The 15,158-nt window shown below is 75.6% G+C and carries 13 protein-coding genes and 1 pseudogene; 11 read left to right on the top strand and 3 right to left on the bottom strand.

The features are described from left to right. Positions 1–35: 35 nt before the first annotated feature. Complete coding sequence (locus ACFOYX_RS34825) at positions 36–512, top strand: helix-turn-helix domain-containing protein (protein WP_322440560.1); 477 nt, start codon at positions 36–38, stop codon at positions 510–512. 70 nt (positions 513–582) lie between these two features. On the opposite strand, the gene ACFOYX_RS34820 is transcribed toward ACFOYX_RS34825, so the two are convergent. Further along, positions 583–1,413: an SGNH/GDSL hydrolase family protein gene (locus ACFOYX_RS34820; RefSeq protein ID WP_322440561.1), complete on the bottom strand. Its 831-nt coding sequence runs from the start codon at positions 1,411–1,413 to the stop codon at positions 583–585. Positions 1,414–1,661: 248 nt separating this feature from the next. Here ACFOYX_RS34820 and ACFOYX_RS34815 point away from each other — a divergent pair, with 248 nt between their 5' ends. Together ACFOYX_RS34815 and ACFOYX_RS34810 are read left to right on the top strand one after the other, a co-directional pair. Beyond that, complete coding sequence (locus ACFOYX_RS34815) at positions 1,662–2,720, top strand: S1 family peptidase (protein ID WP_322440562.1); 1,059 nt, start codon at positions 1,662–1,664, stop codon at positions 2,718–2,720. A gap of 206 nt (positions 2,721–2,926) precedes the next feature. Further along, positions 2,927–2,992 (top strand): annotated as a pseudogene (locus ACFOYX_RS34810) (hypothetical protein); the annotation flags it as partial. Here ACFOYX_RS34810 and ACFOYX_RS34805 read toward each other — a convergent pair. Further along, positions 2,967–3,701: a DUF998 domain-containing protein gene (locus ACFOYX_RS34805; protein WP_322440563.1), complete on the bottom strand. Its 735-nt coding sequence runs from the start codon at positions 3,699–3,701 to the stop codon at positions 2,967–2,969. The pseudogene ACFOYX_RS34810 and the gene ACFOYX_RS34805 overlap by 26 nt on opposite strands. 155 nt (positions 3,702–3,856) lie before the next feature. Between ACFOYX_RS34805 and aspS the strand changes: the two genes are divergently transcribed. From aspS to ACFOYX_RS34785, 4 genes are all read left to right on the top strand, one after another. Further along, complete coding sequence (aspS, locus tag ACFOYX_RS34800) at positions 3,857–5,662, top strand: aspartate--tRNA ligase (protein ID WP_322440564.1); 1,806 nt, start codon at positions 3,857–3,859, stop codon at positions 5,660–5,662. Positions 5,663–5,737: 75 nt separating this feature from the next. Further along, positions 5,738–6,550, top strand: a complete 813-nt coding sequence (locus ACFOYX_RS34795; protein WP_322440565.1) for a sugar nucleotide-binding protein — start codon at positions 5,738–5,740, stop codon at positions 6,548–6,550. A gap of 88 nt (positions 6,551–6,638) precedes the next feature. After that, positions 6,639–7,238, top strand: coding sequence for a helix-turn-helix domain-containing protein (locus ACFOYX_RS34790; RefSeq protein ID WP_322440566.1), 600 nt, complete (start codon positions 6,639–6,641; stop codon positions 7,236–7,238). After that, positions 7,235–8,629, top strand: a complete 1,395-nt coding sequence (locus ACFOYX_RS34785) for an MFS transporter (RefSeq protein ID WP_322440567.1) — start codon at positions 7,235–7,237, stop codon at positions 8,627–8,629. Before ACFOYX_RS34790 ends, ACFOYX_RS34785 begins: the two co-directional genes overlap by 4 nt. Before the next feature lie 64 nt (positions 8,630–8,693). On the opposite strand, the gene ACFOYX_RS34780 is transcribed toward ACFOYX_RS34785, so the two are convergent. Then, positions 8,694–9,434: a GNAT family N-acetyltransferase gene (locus ACFOYX_RS34780; protein WP_322440568.1), complete on the bottom strand. Its 741-nt coding sequence runs from the start codon at positions 9,432–9,434 to the stop codon at positions 8,694–8,696. A gap of 132 nt (positions 9,435–9,566) precedes the next feature. Here ACFOYX_RS34780 and ACFOYX_RS34775 point away from each other — a divergent pair, with 132 nt between their 5' ends. The 4 genes from ACFOYX_RS34775 to ACFOYX_RS34760 all read left to right on the top strand — a co-directional run bounded on the left by ACFOYX_RS34775 (position 9,567) and on the right by ACFOYX_RS34760 (position 15,151). Beyond that, positions 9,567–9,779, top strand: coding sequence for a hypothetical protein (locus ACFOYX_RS34775; RefSeq protein WP_322440569.1), 213 nt, complete (start codon positions 9,567–9,569; stop codon positions 9,777–9,779). Between the two features lie 75 nt (positions 9,780–9,854). Continuing rightward, positions 9,855–11,357 (top strand): replication-associated recombination protein A, encoded by a 1,503-nt coding sequence (locus ACFOYX_RS34770; protein WP_322440570.1) that lies wholly within the window; start codon positions 9,855–9,857, stop codon positions 11,355–11,357. A 2,564-nt stretch (positions 11,358–13,921) separates the two neighbouring features. Beyond that, positions 13,922–14,539, top strand: coding sequence for a hypothetical protein (locus ACFOYX_RS34765; RefSeq protein WP_109802370.1), 618 nt, complete (start codon positions 13,922–13,924; stop codon positions 14,537–14,539). Between the two features lie 150 nt (positions 14,540–14,689). Further along, complete coding sequence (locus tag ACFOYX_RS34760; protein WP_109802369.1) at positions 14,690–15,151, top strand: DUF948 domain-containing protein; 462 nt, start codon at positions 14,690–14,692, stop codon at positions 15,149–15,151. Positions 15,152–15,158 lie beyond the last annotated feature (7 nt).

The following is a 15,158-nucleotide window of genomic DNA, read 5'->3' as shown; positions in this document are numbered from 1 at the left end:
TGCTGAGTCTGTCAATCAGACCTAGCCTGGTCGGCATGAGACCCTCGGCACTGGACTGGTCGGTGGAGAACTGCACCATCGCCCGGGCGATGGCGATCCTCGGCGAGCGGTGGACCCTGGTCGTGCTCCGTGAGGTCTTCAACGGCATCCGCCGCTTCGACGACATGCGGGTGCGGACCGGCATTCCCCGACAGGTGCTCACCAACCGGCTCGCCACCCTGGTCGAGCAGGGGGTGCTGCGCCGGGAGCCGTACCGGGAGCCGGGCAGCCGGGTGCGCCACGAGTACCGGCTCACCGAGAAGGGCCTCGACCTCTGGCCGGTGCTGGTGGCCGTGCTCGGCTGGGGCGACCGCTACCTCGCCGACCCGGAGGGCCCGCCGCTGCGGGTCACCCACCGGGACTGCGGCGCCGAGGTCCACGCCGAGCTGCGCTGCGCCGCGGGGCACGAGGTGACGGACCCGCGCGACGTGCTGCCCCGGCCGGGCCCCGGGGCGCGCCGTCGGGTCGACTGACCGGCGGGGTTCTTCCCGGGTACGCGGGCCGGCGCGCGGACGGCCGGCCGCCCGCGCGCCGCGGGAGCGCCTACCAGCCGAAGCCGTTGGCGTACGAGACGCTGGCCAGCACCCCCTGGCCGCTGGTGTTCGGGTGGAAGTAGTCCCAGGTCGACACCTGGCTGAGCACGAACGGGTAGTTGAACACGGCGTTGTCGTCGAAGTCGCAGTTCGCGCCGTACGCGGCGCAGGCCTGGGCGAGCTGGCTGTTGTAGTCGATCACCCGCTGCCGGACCCGGGCCCGCCGGTCGATGTCGGCCTGGGCGGTCGAGGTGGGGTTGGCCAGCATCGACTGGCAGATGCCGAACGCCGACCAGGCGCTGCGGGCGCTGCCGCTGCCCTTGCCGATGAACCAGAGGCGGTGGATGTCCGGCACGCTCATCACCGCGACCCGGGCGTTGGGCAGGCCGGCGCGGATCCGGTTGAGCGCGCTGTCGATGTTGGCCCGGAACGTGGCCACCGGGGTCATGGTGGCTTCCGAGCTGGTGCAGGCGTCGTTGGCGCCGATGAGCATGGTGACGTACTCGACGCCCTGGCCGACCGCGGTGCCGGCCTGGCCGTACATGTCGGCCGACTTGGCGCCGCTGCGCGCGTCGTTGAGGTTGCGGCCCTGGATGGCCGGGTTGACCGCGCGGATGCGCAGGTAGTGACTGTTCACCGTGGAGTAGTCGCCGGTGCTGAACGACCGCGAGGTGCAGTCGACGTACCAGCCGCAGGCGTTAAAGCCGCGGGTGATGGAGTCGCCGAGGCTGGCCATCGAGGCCGGGGGTGGGGTGGTGGCGGCGGTGGCCGGGTCGGCGGCGAGCAGGACGAGGGCGGTCAGGCTGGCGAGAGCGGCCAGCACGCGGCGGGGGATGGTCATCGTGGCCTCCGGATCACGGGTGCCGGGAATGCGACGGTGACCGGATGGTATAGATGACAGTCTGTGTCCACAATGTTGCGAAGCAGTTACTTGTGGCCGCCGGGTGAATTCGGGCAAACCACGGTCTTGCTTACGATCTTAAACATGTGAATACTTCACTCAGCTCGGCCGGTTCCCCCAGCTCGGCCGGGTCGGTCCAGGCCCTCGCCACGAGTTGGGCCCCCCATCCCCCATCCGGGAGGCTGTTCATGCGACCCACGAGGTCATCGCTCCGCCGCGCCGTCACCGTCGCCGTCGCCGGAACCCTGGTAGCCGGCTCGCTGCTCGCCGCGCCCGCCCAGGCGGCACCCGCCGCGCCCGCTTCGCCCGACGCCGCGGCCGGCCTGGCCGCGCAGCTCGGCGACCGCGCCGCCGGCACGTACGCCGACGCCAGCGGCAAGATGGTCGTCGCGGTCACCGACGACGCCGCCGCCCGCCAGGTCCGCGCCGCCGGCGCCACCCCGAAGCTCGTCGCCCGCGGCGCCGCCGAGCTCAACCGGGCCACCGCCGAGCTGGAGAGGTCCGCCAAGATCCCCGGCACCGCCTGGTGGACCGACCCGGTCACCAACCAGGTCGTCATCTCGGTCGACAGCACCGTCACCGGCGCCAAGCTGGACAAGGTCAAGGCCGCCGTCGCCCGCACCAACGGCGCGGTCCGCCTCATCTCCGAGTCCGGTGTGCTGAGCACCCGGCTCAACGGTGGCCAGGCGATCTACGCCGGTGGCGGCGGTCGCTGCTCCCTCGGCTTCAACGTGCGCAACAGCGCTGGCACCTACTACTTCCTGACCGCCGGGCACTGCACCAACATCTCGGCGAGCTGGTACACCAACTCCAGCCAGACGACCTACATCGGCCCCCGCGTCGGCACCAGCTTCCCGGGCAACGACTACGGCATCGTCCGGTACGACAACACCGGCCTGTCCCACCCCGGCACCGTCTACCTCTACAACGGCACCTCGCAGGACATCACCGGTGCGGGTAACGCCTACGTGGGCCAGTCGGTCAAGCGCAGCGGCAGCACCACCGGCGTGCACAGCGGCAGTGTCACCGCCACCAACGCCACGGTGACCTACGCCGAGGGCAGCGTCTACGGCCTGATCAAGACCACGGTCTGCGCCGAGCCGGGCGACAGCGGCGGCTCGCTCTTCGCCGGCAGCACCGCGCTGGGCATGACCTCCGGCGGTAGCGGCAACTGCTCCTCCGGCGGCACCACCTACTTCCAGCCGGTCACCGAGGCGCTCAGCGTCTACGGCGTCAGCGTCTACTGAGCCACCCCATGGGAGCGGGCCGCCGGGTGACCGGCGGCCCGTTCCGTGCCGCTTCCCCGCGATCAGCGGACTGGGCGGCCCGGCCCGGGGTGCCTCCCGCCCGGTGAGCGCCCCCGTGACGGCCGGTCCCGACGGCGGACCGGGGCGGTGCGCTGGGGCTGTTCCGGGCCGGGGAGCGGGCGCACGGCGTCGTCGAGGTCTACCAGGTGCCGTCCTGGGAGGAGCACCCGCACCACGGCGGCCGGCTCACGGGAGCCGACCAGGCCGTCGAGGAGCGGGCCCGCGAGCTGGTCGACGGTGCTCCGCAGGTGCGGCATCTGCTGTCCGCCGACTCGGACTGACGGGCGGGCCGGGGTCGGCGGATCGCGCGAGCTGCGCCCGCCGGGCGGAGAGCACCGCCAGCAGCGGCCAGAGCGCGACCGCCACCGCCGTCACCCGCTCGGCCAACCCGGTCCGGGACCCTCCGGTGACCTCGAACGCGAACCAGCCGAACAGGCTCAGCAGCAACGCGGTGACGCTGAGCGCCACCGGTCGGCGGAACGCCCAGGGCGGCTCCGGGCGGGCGGGGTGCCCGGCGTCCGGGCCACGCGGCAGCCACAGCGCCGAACAGGCCGGCCAGAGCGCCAGGGCGAGCACGGCCACGGTCGCCACGGTGCCGTGGCCGGGGGAGCCGCCGACCTTCGGTCGCGGGAAGGCGACCAGCGCGATGGTGGCCACTCCGCCGATGGCCAGCACGAACCGGCTGGGCAACCCGGCCGCGTGCAGCACGGCGGCGGTCGCCAGGTAGCAGCAGCCGAGCAGCACCAGACAGCCGACCATGATCCAGGCGTCGGTGGCGCCCTGCCCGGCCAGCTCGCTGATGGTGTCCCGGATCGGGTCGTAGCCGGTGGGCTGCCGGGCGCCCGCGACCGTCGCGCCGGTCACCAGCAGCACCGGTGCCGCCCCCGCCATGACCACGGCCCACGTCGGTACGGCACGCATCCGGTCACGGTAACCGGCCGGGTGGTCCATCCGTCGTGGTTCGCCCGTTGGTCCGGCGACGAATCGCACCCGCGTGCCGGGTGCCCGGGAGGAAGGGCGGCCGCCCCTGACAGAATGACCGGTGAGGACTGTTCCACGATGAGGAGTTGCCAGCCGTGATCCGTACCCACAATGCCGGAAGCCTGCGCGCCGCGGACGCCGGCTCGACGGTGACGCTCGCCGGGTGGGTGGCCCGCCGGCGCGACCACGGCGGGGTCATCTTCGTCGACCTGCGCGACGGCTCCGGCGTGGTCCAGGTGGTCTTCCGCGAGGAGGACGCGCACGCGCTGCGCAACGAGTTCTGCGTGCAGGTCACCGGCGAGGTGACCCGGCGTCCCGCCGGCAACGAGAACCCGGACCTGCCCACCGGCGAGGTCGAGGTGACCGCCGCCGTGCTGGAGGTGCTCTCCGAGGCGGCCCCGCTGCCGCTGCCCGTGGACGACCAGATCGAGGCCGGCGACGACATCCGGCTCAGGTACCGCTACCTCGACCTGCGCCGCAGCGGCCCGGCCAACGCGATGCGGCTGCGCTCGCGGGCCAGCCAGCTCGCCCGGGGCGTGCTGCACGAGCGCGACTTCCTGGAGATCGAGACGCCGACGCTGACCCGCTCCACCCCGGAGGGCGCCCGCGACTTCCTGGTCCCGGTCCGCCTCCAGCCGGGCAGCTGGTACGCGCTGCCGCAGTCGCCGCAGCTGTTCAAGCAGCTGTTGATGGTCGGCGGCATGGAGCGGTACTACCAGATCGCCCGCTGCTACCGGGATGAGGACTTCCGGGCCGACCGCCAGCCCGAGTTCACCCAGCTCGACATCGAGATGTCCTTCGTCACCGAGGACGACGTGATCGACCTCGGCGAGGCGATCGTCTCGGCGCTCTGGAAGGACCTGGCCGGTCACGAGATCTCCCGGCCCATCCCGCGGATCACCTGGCACGACGCGATGGCCCGGTACGGCTCGGACAAGCCGGACCTGCGCTACGGCGTCGAGCTGACCGAGCTGACCGACTACCTGCGCGGCACCGAGTTCCGGGTGTTCGCCGGCGCGATCGACGCGGGCGGCTACGTCGGCGCGGTCGTCATGCCCGGCGGCGCCGCGCAGAGCCGTAAGGAGCTGGACGGCTGGCAGGACTGGGCCAAGGCGCGCGGCGCGCGCGGCCTGGCGTACGTGGTGCTCGACGCGGAGACCGGCGAGGCGCGTGGGCCGGTGGCGAAGAACCTCTCCGCCGAGCACCTGGGTGGGCTCGCCGACGCGGTCGGCGCGAAGCCGGGCGACGCGGTCTTCTTCGCCGCCAGCGCCACCACGCGGGAGGCGCAGGAGCTGCTCGGCGCGGCCCGGATCGAGATCGCCAAGCGGGCCGGCCTGATCGACGAGAGCGCCTGGGCGTTCTGCTGGGTGGTGGACGCGCCCATGTTCGAGCGCACCGACGAGGGCGGCTGGACGGCCGTGCACCACCCGTTCACCTCGCCGAACGCCGAGTGGGTCGACCGGTTCGAGGAGGCCCCCGACCGGGCCCTGGCGTACGCGTACGACATCGTCTGCAACGGCAACGAGATCGGCGGCGGCTCCATCCGTATCCACCGGGGCGACGTGCAGAAGCGGGTCTTCGACCTGCTCGGCATCACCCCGGAGGAGGCGCAGGACAAGTTCGGCTTCCTGCTGGAGGCGTTCAAGTACGGCGCCCCGCCGCACGGCGGCATCGCGTTCGGCTGGGACCGGGTCTGCATGCTGCTCGCCGGCGCGGACTCGATCCGCGAGGTGATCGCCTTCCCGAAGACCCGCGGTGGCTTCGACCCGCTGACCGGCGCGCCGACGCCGATCACCGCGCAGCAGCGCGCCGAGGCGGGCATCGACGCCAAGCCGAAGGCGCCGACCGGGGTGCACGCCGGCACCGCCGGTCCGGTGGCTCCGGTCGCCGACCCCACCTGAGCCGTCCCCACGTGATCGAGCGGTCCGCGTCATGATGACGCGGACCGCTCGACCTTTTCGGGAACGGGGAACAGGATGACACTGCTCGTGGTGGGGGCCAGCGGCTTCCTCGGCGCCGAGATCTGCCGGCAGGCGGTGGCCGCGGGGCAGCGGGTGGTCGGGACGTACCACTCGGCCGCCGTCGCGGTGCCGGGCGTCGAGGCGCGCCGGCTCGACGTCACCGAGCGGTCCGCCGTGCGCGCGCTGGTCACGGCGGTACGCCCCGACGCCGTCATCGGCACCCCCTACCGGTACGACGACTGGGCGGTGACCGCGGACGGGGCGGCCCACGTGGCGTTCGCCGCCGCCGAGCTGGGGGCCCGCCTGGTCCACCTGTCCAGCGACGCGCTGCACGCCGGCCGGTCGGCGCCCTATCCGGACGACGAGCCGCCCACCCCGGTGTTCCCGTACGGGGCGGCGAAAGCGGCGGCGGAGACCGCGGTCCGGGCGGTCGACCCGGGCGCGGCGCTGGTGCGCACGTCGCTGATCCTGGGGAAGGGGAGCAAGCAGATCCAGCTCTGCCGGGACGGGCTCGCCGGCCGGGCCGCCCTTTTCACGGACGAGCTCCGCTGCCCGGTGGACGTGGTCGACGTGGCCGCCGCCGTCCTCGAACTGGTGCCGTCGGGGTACGCCGGGCCGCTCAACGTGGCCGGCCCGGACGCGGTCAGCCGCGCCGAGCTGGGCCTGCTGGTGGCCCGCCGGGAAGGGCTCGACCCGGCCGGGATGAAGACCACCACCAGCGCCGCGTCCGGCCTGCTCCGGCCCACCGAGGTACGCCTCGACTCCACCCGCGCCGCCGGTCTGCTGCGCACCCGGCTGCGCGGGGTCCGCGAACTTCTCGCGGCCTGACCCGTTCATCGCCGCTGGCGTCGGATCATGCACACTTCCTGTGCATAACTATTGTGCACAGGAAGTGTGCACGGATATTGTGCAAGGCGTGGAGAACGAAAATCCGGGGACCCGGCCCGAGCCCCGTGCGGTGCGGATCGACCACCGCCAGGTGCGGGTGCTCGCCCACCCGCTGCGCATGCGCCTGGTCGGCGCCCTGCGCGTGAAGGGCCCGGCCACCGCCACCGCCCTCGCCGAGCTGCTCGGCACCAACACCGGCGCCACCAGCTACCACCTCCGCCAGCTGGCCGAGGTCGGGCTGGTCGTCGAGGACACCGACCGGGGCACCGGCCGGCAGCGCTGGTGGCGGGCCGCGCACGACGTCACCAACTGGGAGCCGACCGACTTCGACGACGACCCGGACGCCCGGGCGGCCATCGAGTGGATCCAGGGCGACCAGGTGCGTCTCCTCGTGGAGCACGCCGAGCGGTGGTTCGCCATCCAGCACGAGTGGTCGCCCGCCTGGCGGGACGCCCTCGGCATGGGCGACATCTTCATGACGATCCCACCGGCCCGCCTGGAGGAGCTCAAGGCTGAGCTGTGGCAGGTCCTGGAGCGCTACCGCGCCGAATCGGATCCCGCCGAGCCGGACGCCGCGCCGGTGCAGGTCTTCCTCGCCGCCTACCCGCTGATCCAGGAGATGCGATGAGCGCCCTGTCCGTACGCCAGGTCCGGTTCCGCTACCTCACCCTCTACGGCCTGCGCTGGCTCCCCGCCGGCCTGATGATCCCCGTGATGATCCTGCTGATGCAGGAACGCGGGCTGTCGCTCACCCAGATCGGCCTGGTCGGCACCGCCCAGGGCCTGATCGTGCTCGCGCTGGAACTGCCGACCGGTGGCTTCGCCGACGCGCTCGGCCGCAAGCCGGTGCTCGTGGCCGCCTGGATGGTCTGCCTGGTCTCGCTGGCCATCTTCGCGGTGGCCGACTCGTTCTGGCTCTTCTTCCTGTCCTGGGCTCTGCAGGGCGTCTACCGGGCGCTGGACAGCGGCCCGCTGGAGTCCTGGTACGTCGACGCCACCCTCGCCGCCGACCCGAAGGCCGAGTACGAGCGGGGCCTGGGGTACGCCGGCACCGTCATCGGCGTCGCCATCGGCGCCGGTGCGCTGCTCAGCGGCGGCCTGGTCGCGCTGGGTCCGGTCGGGCCGATCAGCGCGCTGACCCTGCCCGTGCTGGTGGCCATCGCCCTCCAGACGATCGCCCTGGTCGTCCTGCTGCGTCTGCTGGTCGAGACCCGGCCGGCCAGGGGCGCCGGCGCGCTGCGGGCCTCGATGGTCGAGGCGCCCCGGATGGTCGGGCAGGCGGTCGGACTGCTGCGCCGCTCCCGGGTGCTGCTCGCCCTGGTCTGCGTCGAGCTGTTCTGGGGCTTCGGGATGGTGACCTTCGAGTCGCTGCTGCCGGTCCGCCTCGCCGAGGTGGTCGGGGACGCCGACCGGGCGGCGGCGCTGCTCGGCCCGGCCAGCTCGGTGGCCTGGCTCGCCAACGCGGCGGGCGCCGCGCTGACCCCGCTGCTGCTGCGCTGGCTCGGCGCCGCGCCCAGCGCGGCCCTGATGCGGATCCTGCAGGGCGTGACGGTGGTCGGGATGGGTGTCTTCGCCGGGCCGGTCGGGGTGCTCATCGCCTACCTGGCCTGCTACACCGTGCACGGTGCGTCGAACCCGCTGCACATGGGGCTGCTGCACCGCCAGGTCGACGGGCCGTACCGGACCAGCGTGATCTCGCTGAACTCGATGATGGCCCAGCCGGCCGGGGCACTCGGCATGGTCGTCCTGACCACGCTGGCGGACCGCAGCAGCGTCAGCACCGCCATGTTCGTCGGCGCGGTGGTGCTCGCCCTGGCCGCCCCGCTCTACCTGCCGGCCTGGCGCGCCGGGCGGGCCGCGACCGCCGACGGGAGCGGGACCCCGCCGGTCGGCCCGGGCGCGCCGGTCGCCGAGCCCGAGCTCGCCTCGGGGCTGGCCGATCCCGCGGCACCGGCCACCGGAGCCGTCTCTCCCGAGGCCGTTCCGACCGCCGATGTGACCGCCACCCGGAGCCGCTGACCCGCTGCCGCCACCACCCGATCCGCCGGTCTCCGCCCGGTGGGTCGGGTCGCCGGGGATGCGGTCAGCCGAGGTGGACCGAGCTGCGGTGCTCGGTGCCGGTGTAGCCGAGCCGGCGGTAGAGCCGGATCGCCCCGACGTTGTCGGTGTAGACGCCGAGCGCGACGTGGTCGTACCGGGCGACCAGGGCGCGGGTCATCCCGGCGGTCAGCGCCGCGCCGAGACCCCGGCCCCGCCGGTCGATCGCCACCGTCAGGCCGGCCAGGAAGCCGATGTCGCCCCGGCTGCGGTCCGCGCCGCAGGCGACCAGGCGGTCACCGTCGCGGATGCCGTACCAGTCGACGATGCGCGGGTCGCCGGGCCGGGAGGTGGTGGTCGGGAAGGACTCCTCGATCAGCGCCGCCAGCGCCGGGTGGTCGGCCTCGGTGAGGCGTACCACCCGCTCCTCCTCAGGCTGGGGCGGCGGGGGCGTGGTGGTCCAGAGGAAGTCCCACTCGTCGAGCCGGGCGATGGTCAGCCGCCCGGCCAGTTTCTCCGCCGTGGTGCGGGGCAGGTGCAGCCACTGGCCCGGCCGCAGCACCCCGTCCGCCAGGAGACCGGCGAAGACGTCCACCGCCGGAGCGGCCGGCCCCAGTGCCCCACCCGCCGGGCCCTGCTCCGGGGGGAGGAGCCACCCCACCGCCCCGTCCCGGCGCCAGCCCCGCGGCTGGTGGTCCCGCCAGAGCGCGTGCCGGGCGTACGGGTGGTGTCCGGTGGCGGCCAGGAGTGCGTCCCGTCCCACCAGGACCTGGTCGGCAGTGATCATGCGGCCAGCCTAGAACGCCGACCGGGGCGTCGACGGAGCCCGGGGGTGGGCCGGTCCACGGTGGAGATTGGCGAAGAGACCGATTGGGTACATCACGTGCCGACCTACTGGGACCCCCACCGGAGGAACGACATGCTCGCCATTCTCGCGGCCATCGTGTTCGGCTTCGCGCTGCTGCTCGATTTCCTGAACAGCAACCTCGGCGCCCCCGACCTGTTCAACAACTGGACCCTGGCCCTCATCGGTTTCCTGCTGCTCTCGCTCTACCTGGCCGGGGTCGGCTCCGGCCTGCGCGGCGCTGGCGGCGGCCGCTGGTACCGGGGTCGCCGCCCCGGTCGGGGCTGACCGGATCCGATCACCGCTGGCCGGGCCGGCGGCGCGATTCCAGCGCCGTCAGCCCGGCCCGGTACTGTCTTCGTGATGGAGTCCGACGCCCTTTTCACCTTCGGCGAACCCGCCGGGGCGCCCAGCGCCCCCGCGGGTTCCGGTGGCGTCGACGCGTTCACCGCCGCCGGCGCGGATTCCCCGCTGCCGGTCCGGATGCGGCCGGCCAGCATCGACGAGCTGGTCGGGCAGGATCATCTGCTCGCGCCGGGCGCGCCCCTGCGGCAGTTGGTCGGCGGCGCGGCGCCCATGTCGGTGATCCTGTGGGGGCCGCCGGGCAGCGGCAAGACCACGATCGCCCACCTCGTCGCCCGGGCCACCGACCGTCGCTTCGTCGCCATGTCGGCCCTCTCCGCCGGGGTGAAGGACGTCCGGGCGGTGATCGAGACCGCTCGCCGGCAGCGCCGGGCGGGCGGCCCGCAGACCGTGCTCTTCATCGACGAGGTGCACCGGTTCAGCAAGACCCAGCAGGACTCGCTGCTCGCCGCGGTGGAGGACCGCACGGTCACGCTGCTGGCGGCGACCACCGAGAACCCGTACTTCTCGGTCATCTCGCCCCTGCTGTCGCGGTGCGTGCTGCTCACCCTCCAGCCGCTGGACGACGACGCCGTACGCGGCCTGCTGCGCCGCGCGGTCGCCGACGAGCGCGGCCTGCGCGGCGCGCTCACCCTGGCCACCGACGCCGAGGACCATCTCGTACGCCTCGCCGGCGGGGACGTCCGCAAGGCGCTGACCGCCCTGGAGGCGGCCGCCGCCACCGCCACCGCGCTCGGCACCGGCCGGATCGACCTGGCGACCGCCGAGCAGGCGGTCGACGTCGCCGCGGTCCGCTACGACCGCGACGGCGACGCCCACTACGACGTGACCAGCGCGTTCATCAAGAGCATGCGCGGCTCGGACGTGGACGCGGCACTGCACTGGCTGGCTCGGATGCTGGTGGCCGGCGAGGACGCCCGGTTCATCGCCCGCCGCCTGGTGATCTTCGCCAGCGAGGACGTGGGAATGGCCGACCCCACCGCGTTGAGCGTGGCCACCGCCGCCGCCCACGCCGTGGAGTACGTGGGCCTGCCCGAGGCACAGCTCAACCTGGCCCAGGCGGTGATCCACCTGGCCACCGCCCCGAAGTCGAACTCGGCCACCACCGCCATCGGCGCCGCCATCGCCGACGTGCGGGCCGGTCGCGGCGGCGCCGTCCCCCGCGCCCTGCGCGATGCGCACTACTCCGGCGCGCGGGGCCTCGGGCACGGCGCCGGCTACCGCTACCCGCACGATGACCACCGCGGTGTGGTCACCCAGCAGTACGCTCCGGACGACCTCGTCGGGACCGACTACTACCAGCCCAGCGGGCACGGGGCCGAGCGGTCGGTGGCCACCCGGCTGCCGCTGCTGCGCCGGATCGTCCGGGGGCTGCCCGTACCGGCGGGGCGGGCGGAGCAGCCCGCACCGGTCGCCGTGAACGGCCGGCACCCGGCGGGTCCGGAGCAGGTCGGCGGGGCGGATGAGGGCGGCAGCGACGCCGTCGGGGAGGGTCAGCAGTGATGGCGCGTGGTCCGGAGCGGCCGGAGGACGGCCCCGACGAGCGGCGGGACCCTCGTGCCAAGGGCCGCCGGTGGGGGCGGGGCAGGGCCGACGCCGAGCCGGAGGACGCGGTCGCCGGCGAGGAGTTCGGCTGGATCGACGACCTGCGGACGGCCAAGCAGCAGCGGGCGGAACTCGGACCGGAGGGTGCCGGCCCGGGCCCGGCGGCGCCGCCCGCCGCGGTGCCGCCGCGCGGTCCGCTGCCGCCCGCCGGTCCGCCGCCGCGCACCGCATCCCCGGCGCCCGAGCCCGGCCGGGGCGCCCGGCCCGCAGCCGCGCCTCCGCCCGGCGCGGGCCGCCCCGGTCCCGACGGGCCGCCCGTGCGGCGCAACCGCGCAGAGGCGGGCCCGGCGGCGCCCCCGGTGCGTCCGGGCGGGCCAGATCCGGCCGCCGTCCGGTCGCGCCCGGTCGACGGGCCCTGGCCCGGGTCGCCCGAGCCGGCCACGCCCGTCCGCCGCCCGGCCCAACCGTCCCGACCCCCGCGCCGCGACGGCGAGGGGCCGGCCGGCGCGCACGCCGCGGTTCCGCCGACCGCCGGCGCCCCGCACGGTCCGAGCGGCCGGCCGAACACCGGCCCGGCCGGCGGCGGTCTCCCGCGCGGCGGGCAGCCCCCGGCGACCGGCTGGCCGGCGCCCGGCCCGGGCGGTCCCTCCGACGGCCCGCGTTCCGCGCCGCCGCCCGGCCGGCGCGGCCCCGAGGGGTCCGGCACCCCGGTGACCGCCCCGTCCTCGGGCGCCGGCCGGCGTGCCGCGCCCGAGGGCCCCGAACCCGGGGTTCGTCCGGTCTCGGGCGCCGGTCGTCGCGGCGTGCCCGCCGGCACCGATCCCGGACTTCGCCCCGTCTCCGGCGCGGGCCGGCGTGGCGTGCCCGACGGCGGAGATCCGGGTGCCCGTCCGGTCTCCGGCGCGGATCGGCGGGGGATGCCCGAGGGCGGCGATCCCAATGTCCGTCCGGTCTCGGGCGCGGGTCGGCGCGGCATGCCCGACGGCGGCGACCCCGGTGCCCGCCCCGTCTCGGGCGCGGGTCGTCGCTCCGCTCCGGCGGGTGCCGAGACCGGTCGCCGCGGCGTACCGGCCGGGGATCCGTCCCGCGGGTCGGCGGCTGCGCCCGGCGCGCCCTACCCGACCGTCGACCCGGCCACCGACGCGCCGCGCCCCGGCGCGGGTGGACCCGAGGGGCGTCGCCGGCGTGGTCCGGCCCAGCCGGGGCCCGCGGACCGGGCCGGCGCCGGTGTGCCGCCCGTGGTGGACGGCCCGACCGGGCCCGGCGTGCCGCGCGCGGGCGGTCGTCGCCGCGCCGGTGAGCCCGACCAACCGGTCGTGCCGAGGAGCGGCAACGCACCGTCGCTGCCGGGGGACGTGCCGTCGCCCGGTGCCGCCCGCTCCGCACCCGGCACCGACCCCGGACCGGGGACTGATCGTCGGCGCCCCCGACCGGAGCCGGCCGGCCCGGCCGCGACCGGTCGTCGCGCCGCCCCCGACGCCCCGCCGACCGGTGGCCGCCCGGCCGCGCCGGAGGTCACCGGACCGCCGACCGGTCGTCGGGTTGCCGCCGGCGGTAGCGATCTGCCGACCGGTCGTCGCGCCGCCGCCGAGGGCGACGAGAGCCCGCCGGCTCGTCGTGCCGCGGCGGACGCACCCGCCACGCCCACGCCCACCCCGCGCCGCCCCGGGCGGGACGGCGGCGACGGGCCGCGAGGCGACCGCCCCGCGCGGCCGGCGGACTGGCTGCGCCAGGCCGGCCGCGGACACCGCAGCGACCCGGCCATGCCGGTGGTCGACCCGGCGGCGCCGGCCGGGCCCCCGGTCGAGGCGACGCCCGGTCCACGACGCGGCACCCCGGCCGGCCCCGGTCGGGCCGCGACCGGCCGGTCCGGTGCCGCCGCCGTGCCGCCGCCGGTACCCGATCAGCCCACCGGCGCCCGTGGGGCGGCGCGCCCCGGCGGCGCCCCCGCCCCGACCGGCCGGGCGGGAGCCCCACCGGCGGGCGTCGAGGGCGGCCGCCCCGGTCCGGCGCCCGGCGGTCGTTCCGCCGGGTCCCCGGCCGTCGGCGACGGCCGCCCGACCGGACCGGCGCGCGGCGCGGCCCGCCCGGGCGGCGCACCCGACGGTCCCGTCCCACCCCGGTCGCCCGCGGCGGACCGGTTCGGCCCCCCGCCCGGCGGTGCCGAGCCCGGCCCCCGCACGGCGGCCGGGCAGCCGGCGGTGGCCCGGGCGGCCGCACCGGTGGCCCGCCCCGGCGGAACCGACGAGCCGTCGGCCGGCCGGTCGACCGCACCGCAGCGGGAGCCGGGCCACCCGGAACCGCGCGGCGCGGCCTCCGTACCGCCGCCCGGTCGCCCCGGGAACGCGCCCGCGGTGGCGCGGGCGGCCGCGGTCGTACCGCAGGGGGAGCCGGTCGGTCCGCGACCGCAACCGGCGGACCAGGCCGGACCGGCGCTGCGGCGGGCCGGTTCGGAGCCGCCGGAGGACGACCCGACGCCGGCCGGTGGCCTGCGCGGCGCCCGGTCCGAGCTGCGCCGGCAGATGCGCGAGCGGCGTCGCCTGCGGATGGGCATCCTCGCGCTGGTCAGCCTGCTGCTGCTCGGCGCGGTGCCGCTCTACTTCGGCCTCCGCACGCTCAGCCGGGACCCGGTCTTCGACTCCCTCGACGCGCTCGACGTGCCGAGCTGGGCGACCGTGAAGACCGTCGACAACGTCAGCGGCAGCCGCTGGTGCCTGCAGGACTGCCGGCTGCGGGAGCGGACCGTGGAGTCCGAGCGGGCGCCGAAGGAGACGGCCCAGGCCTACGAGGCGGCGCTGGCCCGGGACGGCTGGCGGCGGTGGAAGGTGACCCGCTGCCCGGAGCAGCCGGCCAAGGGCAGCTACACCTGCTGGCGCCGGGACGAACTCACCCTCGACCTCTGGGTACGCGAGCCCACCTGCGCCCTGCCGCCGGTCAACGGTCAACCGGCGCCGTCTTCGGCGCCCTCGCCCGCAGCGGGGAAGTGTGCCGGCTCGTTGGTGTCGGTGAAGGTGCGCAACGCGATCGACGACGAGCGGACCCGACCACAACCCAGCACTGACCCGTCACTCACCGGTGAGGATCCGTTCCCCACCCTCACCGACGATCCACTGGGCGAACTCACACCCTCACCGTCCTGAGCCGGTTTCCATCACGGACGGTAGGGTCTGGGGCTGGCGGGCCCGCGGGCGCCCGTCGACCGGTGGTGGGTCGACGTGGCGCGAGTGGGCGGGACGGTCGCGCGTTCCGGGAGTCGGATCCCGGAACGCCTGCTTGAGGAGGACATGCGCGTGGATGGTGGACAGATCGCTGCGCTGATCGCGGCCGGCGCGTTCCTGATGCTGGTGCTCGTGCTGGCGGTGCCGATCCTGCGGCTGCGGCACACCGTGGACGCGACGACCCGCATGATCAACGACCTGAACGAGCGCACCACGCCGCTGCTCGGCGACGTCAACACCACCGTGAAGAACGTCAACGTCGCCCTGGAGCAGGTGCAGACCTCCCTCGACGGGGTCAACCTCCAGCTCGCCAAGGTGGACACCATGACCACCCACGCGCAGAACGTCACCGCCAACGTGGCGAACCTGGCCACCGTGGTGTCCGCCGCCGCCGCGAACCCGCTGGTGAAGGTGGCCGCGTTCGGCTACGGCGTGCGCCGGGCGGCCTCGGCGCGCCGGCACGCGGAGACCGAGCGCGAGGTACGCGACACCATCAAGCAGCAGCGCCGGGCCGCCAAGCGCGGCAACCGCTGACCAGGAG

The sequence above is a fragment of the Micromonospora sp. GCM10011541 genome, assembly GCF_042650725.1.
Taxonomy (GTDB): Bacteria; Actinomycetota; Actinomycetes; order Mycobacteriales; family Micromonosporaceae; genus Micromonospora; species Micromonospora sicca.
This window is presented reverse-complemented; position numbering and strand designations above follow the sequence as displayed.

What these genes read in the sequence shown, in the direction of transcription:
- ACFOYX_RS34825 (WP_322440560.1), top strand. Translation starts at nt 36, where the DNA reads ATGAGACCCTCGGCACTGGACTGGTCGGTGGAGAACTGCACCATCGCC.
- ACFOYX_RS34820 (WP_322440561.1), bottom strand. Translation starts at nt 1,413, where the DNA reads ATGACCATCCCCCGCCGCGTGCTGGCCGCTCTCGCCAGCCTGACCGCC.
- ACFOYX_RS34815 (WP_322440562.1), top strand. Translation starts at nt 1,662, where the DNA reads ATGCGACCCACGAGGTCATCGCTCCGCCGCGCCGTCACCGTCGCCGTC.
- ACFOYX_RS34805 (WP_322440563.1), bottom strand. Translation starts at nt 3,701, where the DNA reads ATGCGTGCCGTACCGACGTGGGCCGTGGTCATGGCGGGGGCGGCACCG.
- ACFOYX_RS34795 (WP_322440565.1), top strand. Translation starts at nt 5,738, where the DNA reads ATGACACTGCTCGTGGTGGGGGCCAGCGGCTTCCTCGGCGCCGAGATC.
- ACFOYX_RS34785 (WP_322440567.1), top strand. Translation starts at nt 7,235, where the DNA reads ATGAGCGCCCTGTCCGTACGCCAGGTCCGGTTCCGCTACCTCACCCTC.
- ACFOYX_RS34780 (WP_322440568.1), bottom strand. Translation starts at nt 9,434, where the DNA reads ATGATCACTGCCGACCAGGTCCTGGTGGGACGGGACGCACTCCTGGCC.
- ACFOYX_RS34775 (WP_322440569.1), top strand. Translation starts at nt 9,567, where the DNA reads ATGCTCGCCATTCTCGCGGCCATCGTGTTCGGCTTCGCGCTGCTGCTC.
- ACFOYX_RS34770 (WP_322440570.1), top strand. Translation starts at nt 9,855, where the DNA reads ATGGAGTCCGACGCCCTTTTCACCTTCGGCGAACCCGCCGGGGCGCCC.
- ACFOYX_RS34765 (WP_109802370.1), top strand. Translation starts at nt 13,922, where the DNA reads ATGCGCGAGCGGCGTCGCCTGCGGATGGGCATCCTCGCGCTGGTCAGC.